Origin of the sequence: Rhodococcus sp. P1Y (assembly GCF_003641205.1) — a bacterium.
GTDB lineage: Bacteria > Actinomycetota > Actinomycetes > Mycobacteriales > Mycobacteriaceae > Rhodococcoides.
On record NZ_CP032762.1, the window covers coordinates 3681959 to 3696475 of the forward strand.

General features: G+C 64.0%; 13 protein-coding genes and 1 pseudogene. 11 read left to right on the forward strand and 3 right to left on the reverse strand.

What is annotated here, in order from left to right; translation table 11 throughout:
• Window positions 1–10 precede the first annotated feature (10 nt).
• The 3 genes from D8W71_RS17055 to prcA are packed head-to-tail and all read left to right on the forward strand — an operon-like array spanning window position 11 to window position 1832.
• Complete coding sequence (locus D8W71_RS17055) at window positions 11–205, forward strand: ubiquitin-like protein Pup (RefSeq protein WP_019666269.1); 195 nt, start codon at window positions 11–13, stop codon at window positions 203–205.
• On the forward strand, window positions 202–1077 hold the full coding sequence (gene prcB, locus D8W71_RS17060) for a proteasome subunit beta (protein WP_121115007.1): 876 nt from the start codon (window positions 202–204) through the stop codon (window positions 1075–1077). Before D8W71_RS17055 ends, prcB begins: the two co-directional genes overlap by 4 nt.
• Entirely contained in the window at window positions 1074–1832 is a 759-nt protein-coding gene (gene prcA, locus D8W71_RS17065; protein WP_121115009.1) for a proteasome subunit alpha, read from the forward strand. The genes prcB and prcA overlap by 4 nt, the downstream gene beginning before the upstream one ends.
• 133 nt (window positions 1833–1965) lie before the next feature.
• Here prcA and D8W71_RS17070 read toward each other — a convergent pair.
• A pseudogene (locus D8W71_RS17070) lies at window positions 1966–3403 on the reverse strand (bifunctional phosphatase PAP2/diacylglycerol kinase family protein).
• A 125-nt stretch (window positions 3404–3528) separates the two neighbouring features.
• Between D8W71_RS17070 and pafA the strand changes: the two are divergent.
• The 7 genes from pafA (at window position 3529) to D8W71_RS17105 (ending at window position 11928) form a co-directional block, all read left to right on the forward strand.
• Window positions 3529–4887, forward strand: coding sequence for a Pup--protein ligase (pafA, locus tag D8W71_RS17075; protein WP_201265112.1), 1359 nt, complete (start codon window positions 3529–3531; stop codon window positions 4885–4887).
• Between the two features lie 32 nt (window positions 4888–4919).
• Entirely contained in the window at window positions 4920–5909 is a 990-nt protein-coding gene (locus tag D8W71_RS17080) for a helix-turn-helix transcriptional regulator (protein ID WP_121115015.1), read from the forward strand.
• A complete protein-coding gene (locus tag D8W71_RS17085) occupies window positions 5906–6886 on the forward strand; it encodes a helix-turn-helix transcriptional regulator (protein ID WP_121115017.1) in 981 nt (326 codons plus the stop codon). The genes D8W71_RS17080 and D8W71_RS17085 overlap by 4 nt, the downstream gene beginning before the upstream one ends.
• 83 nt (window positions 6887–6969) lie before the next feature.
• Entirely contained in the window at window positions 6970–7245 is a 276-nt protein-coding gene (gene tatA, locus D8W71_RS17090; protein ID WP_121115019.1) for a Sec-independent protein translocase subunit TatA, read from the forward strand.
• A 73-nt stretch (window positions 7246–7318) separates the two neighbouring features.
• On the forward strand, window positions 7319–8263 hold the full coding sequence (gene tatC, locus D8W71_RS17095; RefSeq protein WP_121115021.1) for a twin-arginine translocase subunit TatC: 945 nt from the start codon (window positions 7319–7321) through the stop codon (window positions 8261–8263).
• Window positions 8264–8272: 9 nt separating this feature from the next.
• A complete protein-coding gene (locus tag D8W71_RS17100) occupies window positions 8273–10996 on the forward strand; it encodes a DEAD/DEAH box helicase (protein ID WP_121115023.1) in 2724 nt (907 codons plus the stop codon).
• Between the two features lie 50 nt (window positions 10997–11046).
• On the forward strand, window positions 11047–11928 hold the full coding sequence (locus tag D8W71_RS17105) for a DUF4333 domain-containing protein (RefSeq protein ID WP_121119412.1): 882 nt from the start codon (window positions 11047–11049) through the stop codon (window positions 11926–11928).
• 19 nt (window positions 11929–11947) lie between these two features.
• On the opposite strand, the gene D8W71_RS17110 is transcribed toward D8W71_RS17105, so the two are convergent.
• On the reverse strand, window positions 11948–12919 hold the full coding sequence (locus D8W71_RS17110; RefSeq protein ID WP_121115025.1) for a 5'-3' exonuclease: 972 nt from the start codon (window positions 12917–12919) through the stop codon (window positions 11948–11950).
• A gap of 27 nt (window positions 12920–12946) precedes the next feature.
• Between D8W71_RS17110 and D8W71_RS17115 the strand changes: the two genes are divergently transcribed.
• Window positions 12947–14092: a M24 family metallopeptidase gene (locus D8W71_RS17115; protein WP_121115027.1), complete on the forward strand. Its 1146-nt coding sequence runs from the start codon at window positions 12947–12949 to the stop codon at window positions 14090–14092.
• On the opposite strand, the gene D8W71_RS17120 is transcribed toward D8W71_RS17115, so the two are convergent.
• A complete protein-coding gene (locus D8W71_RS17120; RefSeq protein ID WP_121115029.1) occupies window positions 14070–14495 on the reverse strand; it encodes a PPOX class F420-dependent oxidoreductase in 426 nt (141 codons plus the stop codon). The two genes, D8W71_RS17115 and D8W71_RS17120, sit on opposite strands and share 23 nt — an antisense overlap.
• Window positions 14496–14517: the final 22 nt, after the last annotated feature.

Sequence of the window (14517 nt, forward strand, 5' to 3'; positions counted from 1 at the left end):
GTCGGCGACTATGGCACAAGAGCAGACACGGCGCTCTGGCGGTGGCGACGGCGACGACGAGGTCCCCGGCGAGGCCGGTGGTGGTCAGGAACGACGCGAGAAGCTTGCGGAAGAAACCGACGACCTCCTCGACGAGATCGACGACGTGCTCGAGGAGAACGCAGAAGACTTCGTGCGTGCCTACGTCCAGAAGGGCGGCCAGTGACGGTGGATCGTACGGCCAATTCGGCATCAGCCGACCTACTGCCGCAATTCGGTTCGCATCATTCTTCGTTCATCGATCACCTTCGCGATCACGCACCGCACCTCCTTCCGGAGAATCGGATGACTCCACCCAACAGTTCCATGTCCGATGTGGCCCCGCATGGCACGACCATCGTGGCGGTGACCTTCGCGGGTGGGGTTCTGCTTGCCGGTGATCGTCGCGCAACCCAGGGCAATCTGATTGCCAACCGGGACATGCAGAAGGTGTTCGTCACCGATGAGTACTCGGCGGCAGGCATCGCCGGCACCGCGGGAATCGCTATCGAACTGGTGCGGTTGTTCGCGGTCGAACTCGAACATTACGAAAAGATCGAGGGAGTTCCGCTCACCTTCAACGGCAAGGCGAACAAGCTGTCGTCGATGGTGCGCAGCAACCTGGGTGCGGCAATGCAGGGTCTGGCCGCCGTCCCTCTTCTCGCCGGGTTCGACGTCGACATCTCCGATCCGGAGCGTGCCGGGCGGATCGTGTCCTACGACGTGGTCGGTGGACGATACGAGGAGAGATCCGGGTATCACGCGGTGGGATCCGGATCGTTGTTTGCGAAATCGGCCCTGAAGAAGTTGTACGCACCAGGTCTGAGCGAAGACGACGCGCTCCGGGCGGTCGTCGAATCGCTGTTCGACGCCGCAGACGACGATTCGGCCACCGGTGGTCCCGACATCACCCGTGGGATCTATCCGACCGCCGTGACCATCACCAGTGTGGGGGCGACCGAGGTCGCCGAAGCGCGCATATCCGAGGCAGCCCGCGGCGTCGTTGCCGAGCGTGCTGCGCTTGCCGCGCAGGCACAGAACGGGGGGACTGCCTCATGACCATGCCGTATTACGCGTCGGCCGAACAGATCATGCGCGACCGTTCGGAGTTGGCGCGCAAGGGAATCGGCCGCGGACGAAGCGTCATCGTGTTGTCGTTCGCCGACGGCGTCCTCTTCGTAGCCGAGAACCGGTCGTCGGCGCTTCACAAGGTCAGCGAGCTGTACGACCGCCTCGGCTTCGCCGCGGTAGGAAAGTACAACGAGTTCGAGAACCTTCGTAAGGCGGGCATTCTGCACGCAGATACCAAGGGGTACACCTACGACAGACGCGACGTCACAGGACGCTCCCTGGCCAAGACGTATGCGCAGGCGCTCGGCACTATCTTCACCGAGCAACTCAAACCGTACGAGGTGGAGATCTGTGTTGCCGAGGTCTCGCATTCGGACGAGCCGGTAGCGAGCCAGCTGTACCGCATCACCTACGACGGCTCGATCGTCGACGAGCAGGATTTCGTCGTCATGGGTGGCACGACCGAACCGATCGTGACGGCTCTGCGCGAGTCGTACCGTCCCGGCCTGGATCTTGCGACCGCGGTGGCGATTTCGGTGGCAGCGCTCGCCGCTGGAGCCACACCGCCGCCGAACGGCGGTGAGACGGAGAAGAAGCCCTTGGAGGTGAGCTCGCTCGAGGTCGCAGTACTGGACCAGGCTCGCCCTCGGCGTGCGTTCAGACGTATCGCCGGCGCAGCGCTGCAGGAGATGCTTCCGGCAGAGCCCGAAGCAGTGACGCCGGAACCGTCTGTCGACGAGTGAAAACCACCGATGTCGAGTAGCTAGCCGATCTCGTCGCGACCGGTTGGATCTTCTCGAAGCGGCCTCGTTCCCTACCTTTCTCGGTAGCGAACGAGGCCGTTGTCATCTGTCTCGGTAGCGAACGAGACCGTTGTCATCTGTCTCGGTAGAGAACGAGACCGCTGTCATCGACGCCGAAGGCGAACGTCCGTCCGTCCGCAGTCACCTCTCCGTCCGTCGCGAGTGCGACCTCGGGGCCGATCACATCGACCTCGAGGGTGCGTGCGGACGAGTGAACGTACGTGGCCGACGAACCGAGCGTTCCCGTCAGGGCTGCGATGATCAGCCGGGTTCTCGACAAGAACGGTGTCGAGGGTAGGTAGCGGATGTCGAGTGTGCCGGATCCGATCGACGGACGTGACATGGGCACCTGGTCGCTCGGCGAGTACTGGCCGTTGCCGACGAACAGCATCCACACCGATTGCGGTCTGCCGTCCAGCGTGATCTCCAACGGCTGCGCTTTGGCCAGAACTCGAGTCATGGCCACTGCGGCAGCGGGCCATTTACCGATGCGCGACTGCAGCTTCCCTCGCAACCGTACGGAATCGGGATAGCCGCCGAACGTCGCGGTGTTGACGAACGGGACACCGTCCTTGCCGTCTACGACGACTCGGGCGAGATCCACATGCGCGGCCGTGCCGCGCTGTACCGCCGAGGCCGTGGATTCCACGTCCGCGACGCCGGCATCACGGGCGAAGTGGTTGAGCGTGCCGCCGGGGAACACCGCCAGCGGAAGCCTGTGTCGAACGGCAGATTCTGCGACGCTCACAATCGTTCCGTCACCGCCGCAGACGCCGAGAGCTCGTGGTCCGAGCGCGGTGATCCGGTCCTCGAGTTGGTCGGTGAAGTCGCCCTCTGCATCCGGCTCGAAGATCTCTGCGTCGGGGAGAAGCTCGCGAATCGATTTCTCGGTGGTGTCATCCGAACCGGACCCCGGATTGAGAAGAACGAGCAGGCCCCGTCCTCCGGGTAGTGCGGCGACCTCGACTTCTTCGCCGAGCACCGCCGGCTCCTCGGTACGAACGGCCCACCATCGACGTGTCGACAGCGCGATGGCGCTACCCAAAGCTGCGCCCGCCACCACGTCGGACGGCCAGTGAACACCGGTATGCACCCTCGAATAGCAGACTGCGGCAGCCACAGGCGCCAGGATCGCTCCTGCGAGTGGACTTTCGAGAGCAACGCCGGTCACGAATGCGGCGGCCGATGCCGAATGTCCCGACGGGAAGGACGAGGACACCGGTGGCGACAGCAGCCTGCGGACCAATGGAGTTCGCTCGAACTCTGGTCGGCTTCGGGGAAAGAGTGGCTTGAGCACTCCATTCGCGAGTGCGCTTGCCCCCCGCCACGGCAAGCAGACCGCGCACAGCACCTCTCCTTGTCGGGCCGGGACGCATCGCCAGCGCTCCCGCAGCCGCGACCCACAACCGAGAGTGATCCGCCGACTTGCTGAGCGAGCGCAATCCCGAGTCGGCAGTGGAGGCTCGACTCGCTGCCGCAGCGTCGAAGAGTCGGACGTCCCACGCATGGATTCGGTCGGGCAATGGCAAGGGTGTCTCGGTCACACGATTCACCCTAGGCGTCGCAGAGAACCGACACAGCCGGCGTCGCCTCGCTACGGCGCTCGTTGGGGGAGTGTGCGTTGTACTGTCGAAGCGTGCAGCGACGAATTATGGGCATCGAGACCGAGTTCGGTGTCACGTGTACCTTTCACGGGCACAGGCGGCTGAGTCCGGACGAGGTGGCGCGCTACCTGTTCAGAAGAGTCGTGTCGTGGGGGCGCAGCTCCAACGTGTTCCTGCGCAACGGTGCACGGCTCTATCTCGACGTCGGTTCCCATCCGGAGTACGCGACCGCCGAATGCGACAGTCTCCTGCAGCTGGTCACCCACGACCGGGCTGGGGAGCGGGTGCTGGAGGATCTCCTCGTCGACGCCGAACAGCGTCTGGCCGAGGAGGGTATCGGCGGCGACATCTATCTGTTCAAGAACAACACCGATTCCGCAGGCAATTCGTACGGCTGCCACGAGAACTATCTGGTGCAGCGTGCAGGCGAGTTCTCACGCATCTCGGACGTTCTCCTGCCGTTCCTCGTCACACGACAGCTGATCTGCGGCGCGGGCAAGATTCTGCAGACACCGAAGGCTGCGACGTTCTGCCTCTCTCAACGCGCCGAGCACATCTGGGAGGGTGTGTCGTCTGCAACCACGCGGTCCAGGCCCATTATCAACACCCGTGACGAGCCCCATGCGGACGCGGAGAAGTACCGTCGTCTGCACGTCATCGTCGGCGATTCCAACATGGCCGAGACGACCACGATGCTCAAGGTCGGCACAGCTGCTCTCGTGTTGGAGATGATCGAGGCTGGTGTGTCGTTCCGAGACTTCGCTCTCGACAATCCGATTCGCGCGATCCGCGAAGTCAGTCACGATCTGACCGGTCGCCGGCCGGTCCGGCTCGCCGGAGGGCGACAGGCGAGCGCACTGGAGATTCAGCGTGAGTACTACGCCCGCGCCGTCGAGCACCTCCGGACGCGCGAACCCAATACTCAGGTCGAGCAGGTCGTAGACCTGTGGGGTAGGACGCTCGACGCCGTCGAGGCCCAGGATTTCGCGAAGGTCGACACGGAGATCGACTGGGTTATCAAGCGGAAGTTGTTCCAGCGTTATCAGGACCGCTACTCGATGGAACTGTCCGATCCCAAGATCGCACAACTCGATCTCGCGTACCACGACATCAAACGAGGCCGCGGAGTGTTCGATCTGCTGCAGCGCAAAGGGTTGGCCAAGCGAGTCACCGAGGATGAACAGATCGACGAAGCCGTAGAGCTTCCCCCACAGACGACACGCGCCAAGTTGAGAGGCGAATTCATCACGGCCGCGCAGGAGGCAGGTCGCGATTTCACCGTCGACTGGGTCCATCTCAAGCTCAATGACCAGGCCCAGCGCACCGTTCTGTGCAAAGACCCGTTCCGGTCCGTCGACGAACGGGTCGAACGCCTCATCGCGTCGATGTAGCCGACCCGCGTCGGACCGATAGGGTTCACAGGGTGGCGATCACCAAAGTCGAGCGGTTGATGAACCTTGTCATCTGTCTGCTGTCGACGCGTCAGTTCGTGACGGCGGAACGGATCAAGGACAGTGTGGCCGGATACGGCGACTCCGGGAGCGTCGAGGCTTTCAGTCGAATGTTCGAGCGCGACAAGAACGAGCTTCGTGATCTCGGTGTTCCTCTCGAGACCGGCATCTCCGTCGGGAACGGCGGCGTCGAGGGGTATCGCATCAATCGAGACGCCTACGAATTGCCGGACATCGACCTGACACGCGAGGAGTCCGCTGCCGTCGCCGTTGCCGTGCAGTTGTGGGAATCGCCGGAACTCACCTCGGCGGCGCAGAGTGCGTTGGTGAAGTTGCGCGCAGCGGGAATTCAGGTGGATCAGGACGAATCGGCGGCATCGGTCACTGCCGTTCCAGCGAGGACCAGAGGTTCGGAGCCCGCTCTCGGTGCTTTGCTCGCGGCGATCGACGCCGGTCGCTCGGTGCGGTTCCAGCACCGCGGCTCGACGACCGATCCGTTCACCACCCGCACAGTCGAGCCATGGGGTGTGGTCACGTTTCGCGGCCGGTGGTACCTCGTGGGACACGACGTCGACCGCGAGGACACGAGGACGTTCCGGCTGTCCCGAATCGGGGACGATGTCGCCGCCTTCGGCCCGGCAGGGAGCGTGCGCAAGCCAGACGAGATCGATCTGCAGGCAATCGTCGAGCGGGTCGCTGGTACAGCCGAGGTCAACGGAAGCGCGACGGTATGGGTCGCATCCGACGGCGCGACCGAGATCAGGCGAATGGGGTCCGTCGTGGAGGAACGAGTCGTCGGCGGGCGCCGAGGGTCGGTCGTGCGGATGCCGGTGCGATCCTGGGAGTGGGTGACGCGCTTGATCGCCGGTCACGGTTCCGATGCGCTGGTGCTCGATCCGCCCGAACTGCGGGCCGACGTCGTTGCGACACTCGGTGCGGCCGTGTCGGAGGGCGTTCGATGAGCGCGAAACTCTCGGTCCGGCTCGCCCGGCTGCTCAACATGGTCCCGTTCTTTCTCGCGAACCCGGGAATGAGCGCGGCGGAAGCCGCCCGCGAGCTGGGCGTGTCGACTGCGACGCTGATGACGGACCTGAACCAGCTGTGGATGTGTGGTCTGCCCGGATACGGCCCGGGCGACCTGATCGACCTCTCGTTCTCGGAGGACAGCATCGAGGTGACGTTTTCGGCCGGGATGGACCGGCCCTTGAGGTTGACCTCGACGGAAGCGACCGCGTTGCTGGTCGCTCTCCGATCGCTCACGTCGATGCCGGGGATGGTCGATCCGAGCGCGGCGCAGAGCGCGATCGCCAAGATCGAGGATGCTGCAGGATCGGCAGCGACTCACGTTCCTCGCTCGTCGTCGACCGAGTCGGGAGAGCAGAGTTCGGAAAGTGCCGCCGCCGCAGCAGTGAGGTCGGCGCTGCGTCATCGACACGCTCTGGAACTGACGTACTATTCCGCGTCCCGAGACGCTGTCTCGGTGCGAGTCGTCGATCCCATACGCACCGTCCTGATCGACGACCACAGCTATGTTCAGGCGTGGTGCAGGCGGGCGGAAGGCGTTCGGCTGTTCCGGTTCGATCGGATCGATCGAGCAGTCGAGTTGGACGAGCTTTCGACTCCACCCGAGGATGCGCCGCAGGACGACAGCTTCGAGATCTTCAACGACGACGCGTCGCTGCCCCAGGCTGTCCTACGCATCGCGCCCGGTTATGCGTGGGTGTTGGACTACTACCCGATGACGCAGGTGAGCGCGGACGACGACGGATACATCACCGTCACGATGCGATTCGCGACGCCTGCGTGGATGACTCGCCTCACGCTCGGTTTCGGCGGCGGCATCGAGGTTCTCGGCCCGGAGGAACTCCGACGCAGTGTGGCCGACCGTGCCCGAGGTGCGCTGGCTGCGTATGCGCAGCTCGAGGCGTCCACCGGTTAACGGACAGCAAACGGATGATTACTACGCAGTCGACGTGGTGATATGTCGGGTAGGCTCGAATCATCTGATCTTGGGAGGTACACATGGGAGCCATGAGCCCGTGGCATTGGGCCATCGTTGCTTTGGTGGTCGTCATTCTGTTCGGTTCGAAGAAGCTGCCCGATGCAGCTCGCGGACTGGGTCGCTCTCTTCGAATCTTCAAGAGCGAAGTCAAGGAGATGCAGAACGACGGGAAGACCGAGGCGCAGCCGACTCAGCAGGCAACGCCCACCCAGCTCGATTCGCAGGCCCCCGTGCAGGCAAGCGACATTCGCGCCACCAACGGTGTGAACGTGCACCCGGACTCCAAGTCCGCCTGACAGCTGATCTGCGGCGAACCGGGGTGCTGACCAGCACCCCGGTTGTCTGCTGAGCGAAGACACAGAATCTCACATGCGAATTCCGTTCGATCCACGGCGTAGCAAGCGCCGTTTGAATCCCGACGGCACGATGTCGTTGGTCGATCATCTGTACGAGCTGCGTACTCGCCTGATGTGGGCATTGCTGGCCATGGCGGTCACCACCGTGTTCGGTTTCTTCTGGTACTCCCACACAATCGTGGGCATCGACAGTCTCGGAGATCTCCTGCGGGGCCCCTACTGCTCGCTCGACCCCAGTTTGCGGGCAAATTTGAGCAATGACGACCAATGCCGCTTGCTGGCAACGGGCCCGTTCGACCAATTCTTGCTTCGCTTCAAGGTTGCGTTCACCGCAGGCGTGATTCTGGCCTGCCCGGTGTGGCTCTACCAGATTTGGGCCTTCGTCACCCCAGGGTTGTACAAGCAGGAACGCCGTTACGCGGTCTCGTTCGTGACCTCGGCAGCGGTGCTGTTCGTCGCGGGAGCCGTGCTCGCGTACTACATCGTCGCCAAGGGCCTGCATTTCTTGTTGTCCATCGGCGACAACGTGCAGATCACTGCGCTCAGTGGCGACCAGTACTTCGGGTTCGTCATCAATCTGCTGATCATCTTCGGCGTCAGCTTCGAGATTCCACTGCTGGTGGTGGCGCTCAACTTCGTCGGCGTTCTCACCTACGAGCGCCTCAAGGCATGGCGGCGTGGATTGATCATGGGGCTGTTCGTCTTTGCGGCGATCGCCACACCTGGCCAGGACCCTTTCTCCATGCTCGCCCTCGCGTTGGCGCTGACGCTTCTGTTCGAAATGGCAGTGCAGGTCGCTCGGATCCACGACAAGCGTAAATTGCGCAAGAGAACCGACGAATGGGGTGATGTATCCGATGACGAAGCCACGTCCATCGATTCCGCGAGTCCACTTGCAACCCCGAACCCCGTCTCACCGCCAACCCAGCCGAGTCGAGACTTCACCGACACGATCTGACGCGGTCGCGTGACTGTGTCCACATCGCAATTACAGCGATTTGCCGGAGAGCTCAGTTTTCCGCTCGACAGATTTCAGGTCGATGCCTGTACCGCGTTGGAGGCCGGCCATGGCGTCCTGGTGTGCGCTCCGACCGGCGCAGGCAAAACGATCATCGGCGAGTTCGCAGTGCACCTTGCGTTGGCTGCTGGACGAAAATGCTTTTACACCACACCGATCAAAGCGCTGAGCAATCAGAAATTCGCGGAACTCACTGCTCGGTACGGTCGCGAGACGGTCGGGTTGCTCACCGGCGACTCGAGCATCAACCCCGACGCCCCCATCGTCATCATGACGACCGAGGTTCTGCGCAACATGCTCTATGCGTCGTCGGATGCTCTACGTGGCCTGTCCCATGTCGTGATGGACGAGGTCCACTACCTCGCGGACCGATTCCGCGGCGCAGTGTGGGAAGAAGTCATTCTTCATCTCTCGCAGGATGTTCGACTCGTCAGCCTGTCGGCGACGGTCAGCAACGCCGAGGAATTCGGCGCCTGGATGGAGACTGTCCGCGGTGACACCACCGTGGTGGTCGACGAAAATCGTCCAGTGCCCCTTTCCCAGCACATCATGGTCGGCCGCAGACTGTTCGACCTCTTCGACAGCCGCGCCCAGACAGGGAGCGGCGCTGCGAAACTCGTGGTCGACAAGGACCTGGTGCGTCACGTCAAACAGCGGCAATCGCTGGACTACGCCGACCGATGGCAACCACCGCACGGGCGAGGCCGTAGTCGGGGCGGACACGGAACGAGTGTGGCGAACAGGCCCCTGCCCAGGCCGGAAGTCATCGCCAAACTCGACGAGGAAGGCTTGCTCCCGGCAATCACGTTCATCTTCAGCCGCGCCGGGTGCGACGGTGCTCTCACGCAATGCCTGCGGTCTCGTCTGGTTCTGACGACTCCGGAACAGACCGAAGAGATTCGCTACATCGTGGACAAGCACACCTCCGAGTTGCCACGAGAGGACCTGGAAGTTCTCGGCTACTGGGAATGGCGCGAAGCTCTCGAACGCGGTCTCGCCGCACACCACGCCGGCATGTTGCCGGTCTTCCGTCACACCGTCGAAGAACTCTTCGTCAAGGGTTTGGTGCGTGCGGTGTTCGCGACGGAGACACTTGCGCTCGGTATCAACATGCCCGCTCGAACTGTGGTCTTGGAAAAACTGGTCAAGTACAACGGCGAGACCCACGCCGAGCTGACGCCGGGCGAATACACACAGTTGACCGGGCGGGCAGGTCGACGAGGAATCGACGTCGAAGGTCACGCCGTCGTGCTGTGGCAGCCGGGAACCGAGCCGACCGAGGTCGCTGGCCTCGCGTCCACGCGTACATTTCCACTGCGAAGCTCGTTCCGCCCCGGGTACAACATGTCGATCAATCTCGTCGAACAGTTCGGGGCGGCCGAATCGCGAGCCCTGCTGGAGCGGTCGTTCGCGCAATTCCAGGCAGACCGATCGGTGGTCGGTCTCGTGCGAGGAATCGAACGAAACAGCCAGACGCTCACACAGCTGATGGCCCGTCTGGGCGGCGTCGACGGCGAATACTTCGAGTACGCCAAGCTGCGTGAACGCCTCAAGGACCGTGAGAAGACGCTGGAACGCCAAGGAAGGCAGGATCGACGCGACCGAGCCGTGGAGTCGCTTCGTGGCCTCTCGCGCGGTGATGTCGTGTCCGTCCCCAGTGGCAGAAGGAGCGGCCTCGCCGTCGTTCTCGAACCCGACGACGACCGAGTGGATCCACGTCCCCTCGTGCTGACCGAAGATGCGTGGGCAGGCCGGCTGTCCGCCGCCGATTTCCCATCTGCTGCTGATCCGTTGGGGCGCATGCGATTGCCTCGGTTCGTCGACCACAGGACTGCACGCACGCGCCGCGACCTGTCGGCAGCCTTGCGATCCACCGGTATGTCGATGCCCTCCGATCGGAAACGACGCAAGTCCACGGCGGCCGACGACCGAGAACTGGCGACCCTGCGTCGCAGCATCAAGTCACACCCAGTGCACGCACGTCCGGACCGCGACGAACTGGGGCGCGTGGGGGAGCGATACAACAAGCTCGCCCGCGACACCGAGACGATGCGGCAGAAGGTATCCGCGACCACGAACTCGCTCGCCCGCACATTCGATCGGATCCTGTCGTTGCTGGCCGAACGTGATTACATCAGCTCCGGACGTACACCGTCGGTGACCGAGAACGGCGCCAGGTTGAGCCGGATCTACTCCGAATCCGACCTTCTCGTCGCCGAGTGCCTTCGCCAGGGGCTGTGGCGTGGTCTCGCGCCTGCCGAGCTCGCCGCCGTCGTATCCGCAGTGGTGTTCGAGTCGAGGCAGGAAGGAGACTCGACACCGCAGGGACCGACCGGGCCGATTCGTCACGCACTGGCCGAGACCGTTCGCGTCTGGCAAGAATTGCAAGCCGACGAAGTTCGGCACAAGCTTCCTCCCACACGGGAACCGGACATGGGGTTCGTCAAGGCTGTGTATCGCTGGGCGAGCAACCACACGCTTGCCGAGGCGCTGGTCGTCGCCGGGGACAACGGCAAGGCCTTGTCCGGCGGAGATTTCGTTCGGTGGTGCCGTCAGGTCATAGACCTGCTCGATCAGATACGTCTGGCATCGCCCGATCCGCAGTTGTCCAAGACGGCGTCGCGGGCCGTGGCCGCGCTTCGACGAGGAGTTGTAGCAGTCGACGCTGCATGACGGTGTCCGTTATGGTTGCGGCCGATCAATCGAAATTCAGTGGAGGCGAGATGAGCGGCCCTTACGGTCCGAACAACCCTGACGATCAATGGTCTCGCGATCAGGGCAAGCCGGAAGGCAACGCTGCGGAGACCGAGCAGTGGGGTCAACCGGGCAGCGCAGGTCAGCCCAGCTCGTCCGGCGAGTATCCGGCCCAGGGTCAGTACCCCCAGCAGCAGTACGGTCAGGGCCAGTACCCGCAGGGCCAGTACCCCGGTCAGCAGGGGCAGCCCGGCCCGTATCCCGCGCAGGGGCAGTACCCCGGCCCGCAGGGGCAGCAGGGGCAGGGCCAATACCCCCAGCAGCAGTACGGTCAGGGTCAGTATCCCCAGGGTCAGTACCCGCAAGGGCAGTATCCCCAGGGTCAGTACCCGCAAGGGCAGTATCCCCAGGGTCAGTACCCGGGGGCTGCGGGGCAGTACCCAACCCAGGGACAATTCCCGCAGGGCCAATACCCGGGTCAGCCCGGGCAGTACGCAGCTCCCGGCCAACAGCCTCCGTGGAACCAGACAGGCCAATATCCTCAGGGGTCTGCGCCCGGAAATCAATGGGGACAAGGGCAGGATTCACCGACGGGGGGCAAGTCGAAGACTCCGTTCATCATCGGCGGCGCCGCACTCGCGGTGGTCGTGGTGGTTCTCGTCGTCGTGTTCGGTTTCGGACTCGGTCGTTCCACGAACCTGGATCAGGCCGCGGCGGAGGCCGGTGTCGAGGAGATCGTCACCGGCACCTACGGCGCTTCCTCGGTGTCCGACGTCTCGTGCCCTAGCGGCAAGTCGATCGAGAAGGGCGCATCGTTCGACTGCTCGTTGCAGGTCGACGGCATCGCACGAACGGTGACGCTCACGTTCACCGACGACGACGGAACGTACGAGGTATCGCGTCCTCGTTGAGTTGTGAACTCGACTCAGGTCAGGAGCCGTGGGCCGCGAGAGCGGAGACCAGTCGGTCCACGGCACCCGAGATCCCCAACTGTTCAGCGAGCTCGGCAAGACGCTCGGCATCCGCAGGTACCGCGGGAATGACGTCCGACTTCGACAGGTGGACGTCGGCGTCTCGCACCACGCGCACCACTGGAAGTGCCGCGTCCAGGTAGTCCGACGCAGCAGCCAGTTTGGCCCGAACACCCTGCGCCATATCCGAACTCGGATCCAGAACTGCGTCTCTGAGCGCGGCCACCGAACCGTAGCGGAGCATCAAGGTCGATGCCGTCTTCTCTCCGACTCCCTTGACGCCCGGGAGACCGTCCGATGCGTCGCCGCGCAGGAGCGCGAGCTCGGCGTAGGCGTCGCCCGCGCGATCGAGCGGAACTCCGTACTTCTCGGCTACCTCGGCCGGGCCGAACAGTTCAGCTTTGGCGAGCCCTCGACCCACGTACAGCACCTTGACCTGGTTGGGCTCGTCCGCTGCAACCTGCAGCAGGTCGCGGTCGCCGCTGACCACCACGACGGGATCGTGTCGCTCGACGAACGCCAAGGTGCCAAGCACGTCGTCCGCTTCCAACCCATCGGCTCCCGCAGTGGCGATACCTGCCGCGGCGAGAACCTCCATGATCATGTCGACCTGTGGTGACAGGGTGTCCGGCACCTCTTCGCTCTCGGGCGTCCCCGGCGCTGCCTCGGCCACCCGGTGTGCCTTGTACGACGGAACAGCATCGACACGGAACTGCGGGCGCCAATTCAAGTCGAGGCACACTGCGAGCCGGCTCGGCTCGGTTCGAGCCATCAACGCGGACACCATGTCGAGGAAACCGCGCACTGCGTTGACCGGCCGGCCGTCCGGGGCCGCGATGGATTCGGGCAGCGCGTAGAAAGCGCGAAACCACAGGCTGGCTCCGTCGAGGAGGAGCAGAGGCGACGTTCCCGGGGCTGTCATGAGGATCATCTTGCCAAACGCCGATAACCTGACGACATGAGTTCCGATTCGACGAAGACAGCAGCCAGATTCTCCTCGCAGATCTATGCGTCTCGGCTCGCGAAAGCAGCCGAGTACGCGGGTGAGGCAGGCGTTGCCGCCCTGCTGATCACTCCAGGACCTGATCTGCAGTATCTCGTGGGCTCCAAGGCGAGCTCGTTCGAGCGGTTGATCTGCCTCGTGGTCCCCGCCGACGGGACCACCCCGAGCGTGGTCGTGCCGAGGCTGGAACTGGCCGCGTTGGCGGACTCGGCTGTGGACGAGCTCGGCCTCACGGTGGCGGATTGGGTCGATGGCGTCAGCCCGTACGACATCGTCGCCAAGGCTCTTCCCGCCGGAGCCGCGACGGCGGTTGACGACGCCATGCCTGCGCTACACCTCCTGCCGCTGGCCGACACACTCGGACGCACGCCGATCTTGGCTACGGACGTTCTCCGTCGGTTGCGGATGCTCAAAGACGACGCCGAGATCGAGGCCCTACGGCGTGCAGGACAGGCGATCGACCGCGTGCACGGCCGAATGGCCGAATTCCTCACGGTCGGTAGGACGGAGGCGGCGGTTGCCGCGGACATTGCCGCCGCCATCGTCGAGGAGGGCCACACCGAGGCAGCATTCATCATCGTCGGGTCGGGTCCCCATGGCGCCGACCCGCATCACGAGGTCTCCGAGCGGATCATCGAAGCCGGCGACGTCGTGGTGATCGACATCGGCGGTCCGGTCGCACCGGGCTACAACTCCGACTCGACGAGAACCTACGTGCTCGGTGAGCCTTCCTCCGAGGTCGCTGCGCACTACGCGGTCCTCGAGCGTGCGCAGCAGGCCGCAGTGGACGCGGTGAAACCCGGTGTCACCGCGGAGTCGATCGACGCAGCGGCACGCGACATCCTTGTCGCCGAAGGACTGGGTGAGGTGTTCCTGCACAGGACCGGGCACGGGATCGGGCTGTCCGTCCACGAGGAGCCGTACATCGTGTCGGGCAACGACATAGAACTTGCCGAAAGGATGGCGTTCAGCATCGAACCGGGCATCTACTTCCGTGGGCAGTGGGGCGCTCGGATCGAGGACATCGTGGTTGTCACCGCCGACGGCTGCGAGTCCGTCAACCTACGCCCGCACGGCCTTACGGTGCTTCCGGTCGGATGAGAAGCGACCTGGACCCGAGGATGCGCTGCACGGAAATTCGAACGACCACTCGTTCGGGGTTCTCGCGCGGCACCCGATAGCGCTTCGCGTAGCGGTGTTCGGCGTCGGTGACGTCCGATTTGTCGTCGAGGACCTCGGACGGACCTTCCAAGGTCAGCCAGCGAGCGCCGTCGACCTGGCTGACCGCCGCATAGCCGCCGCGCGCGGCGTTGATCGCCTTCTGGCTCTTGCGGCTGGTAATTATGCGGGCGTACGAGCCGTCGGCATCCCAGGTGAAACCGACCGCGACGACGTGAGGCGTGCCGTCCTTTCGCACAGTGGTCAGCGTCGCAAGGTGACGTTCGGTCAGAAACTCGGTTGCGTCCGCAGTGAGGGACGCCGGGTCGACGGGGGTGGTAGCCATGCCATAGACGCTAATCGGCAAG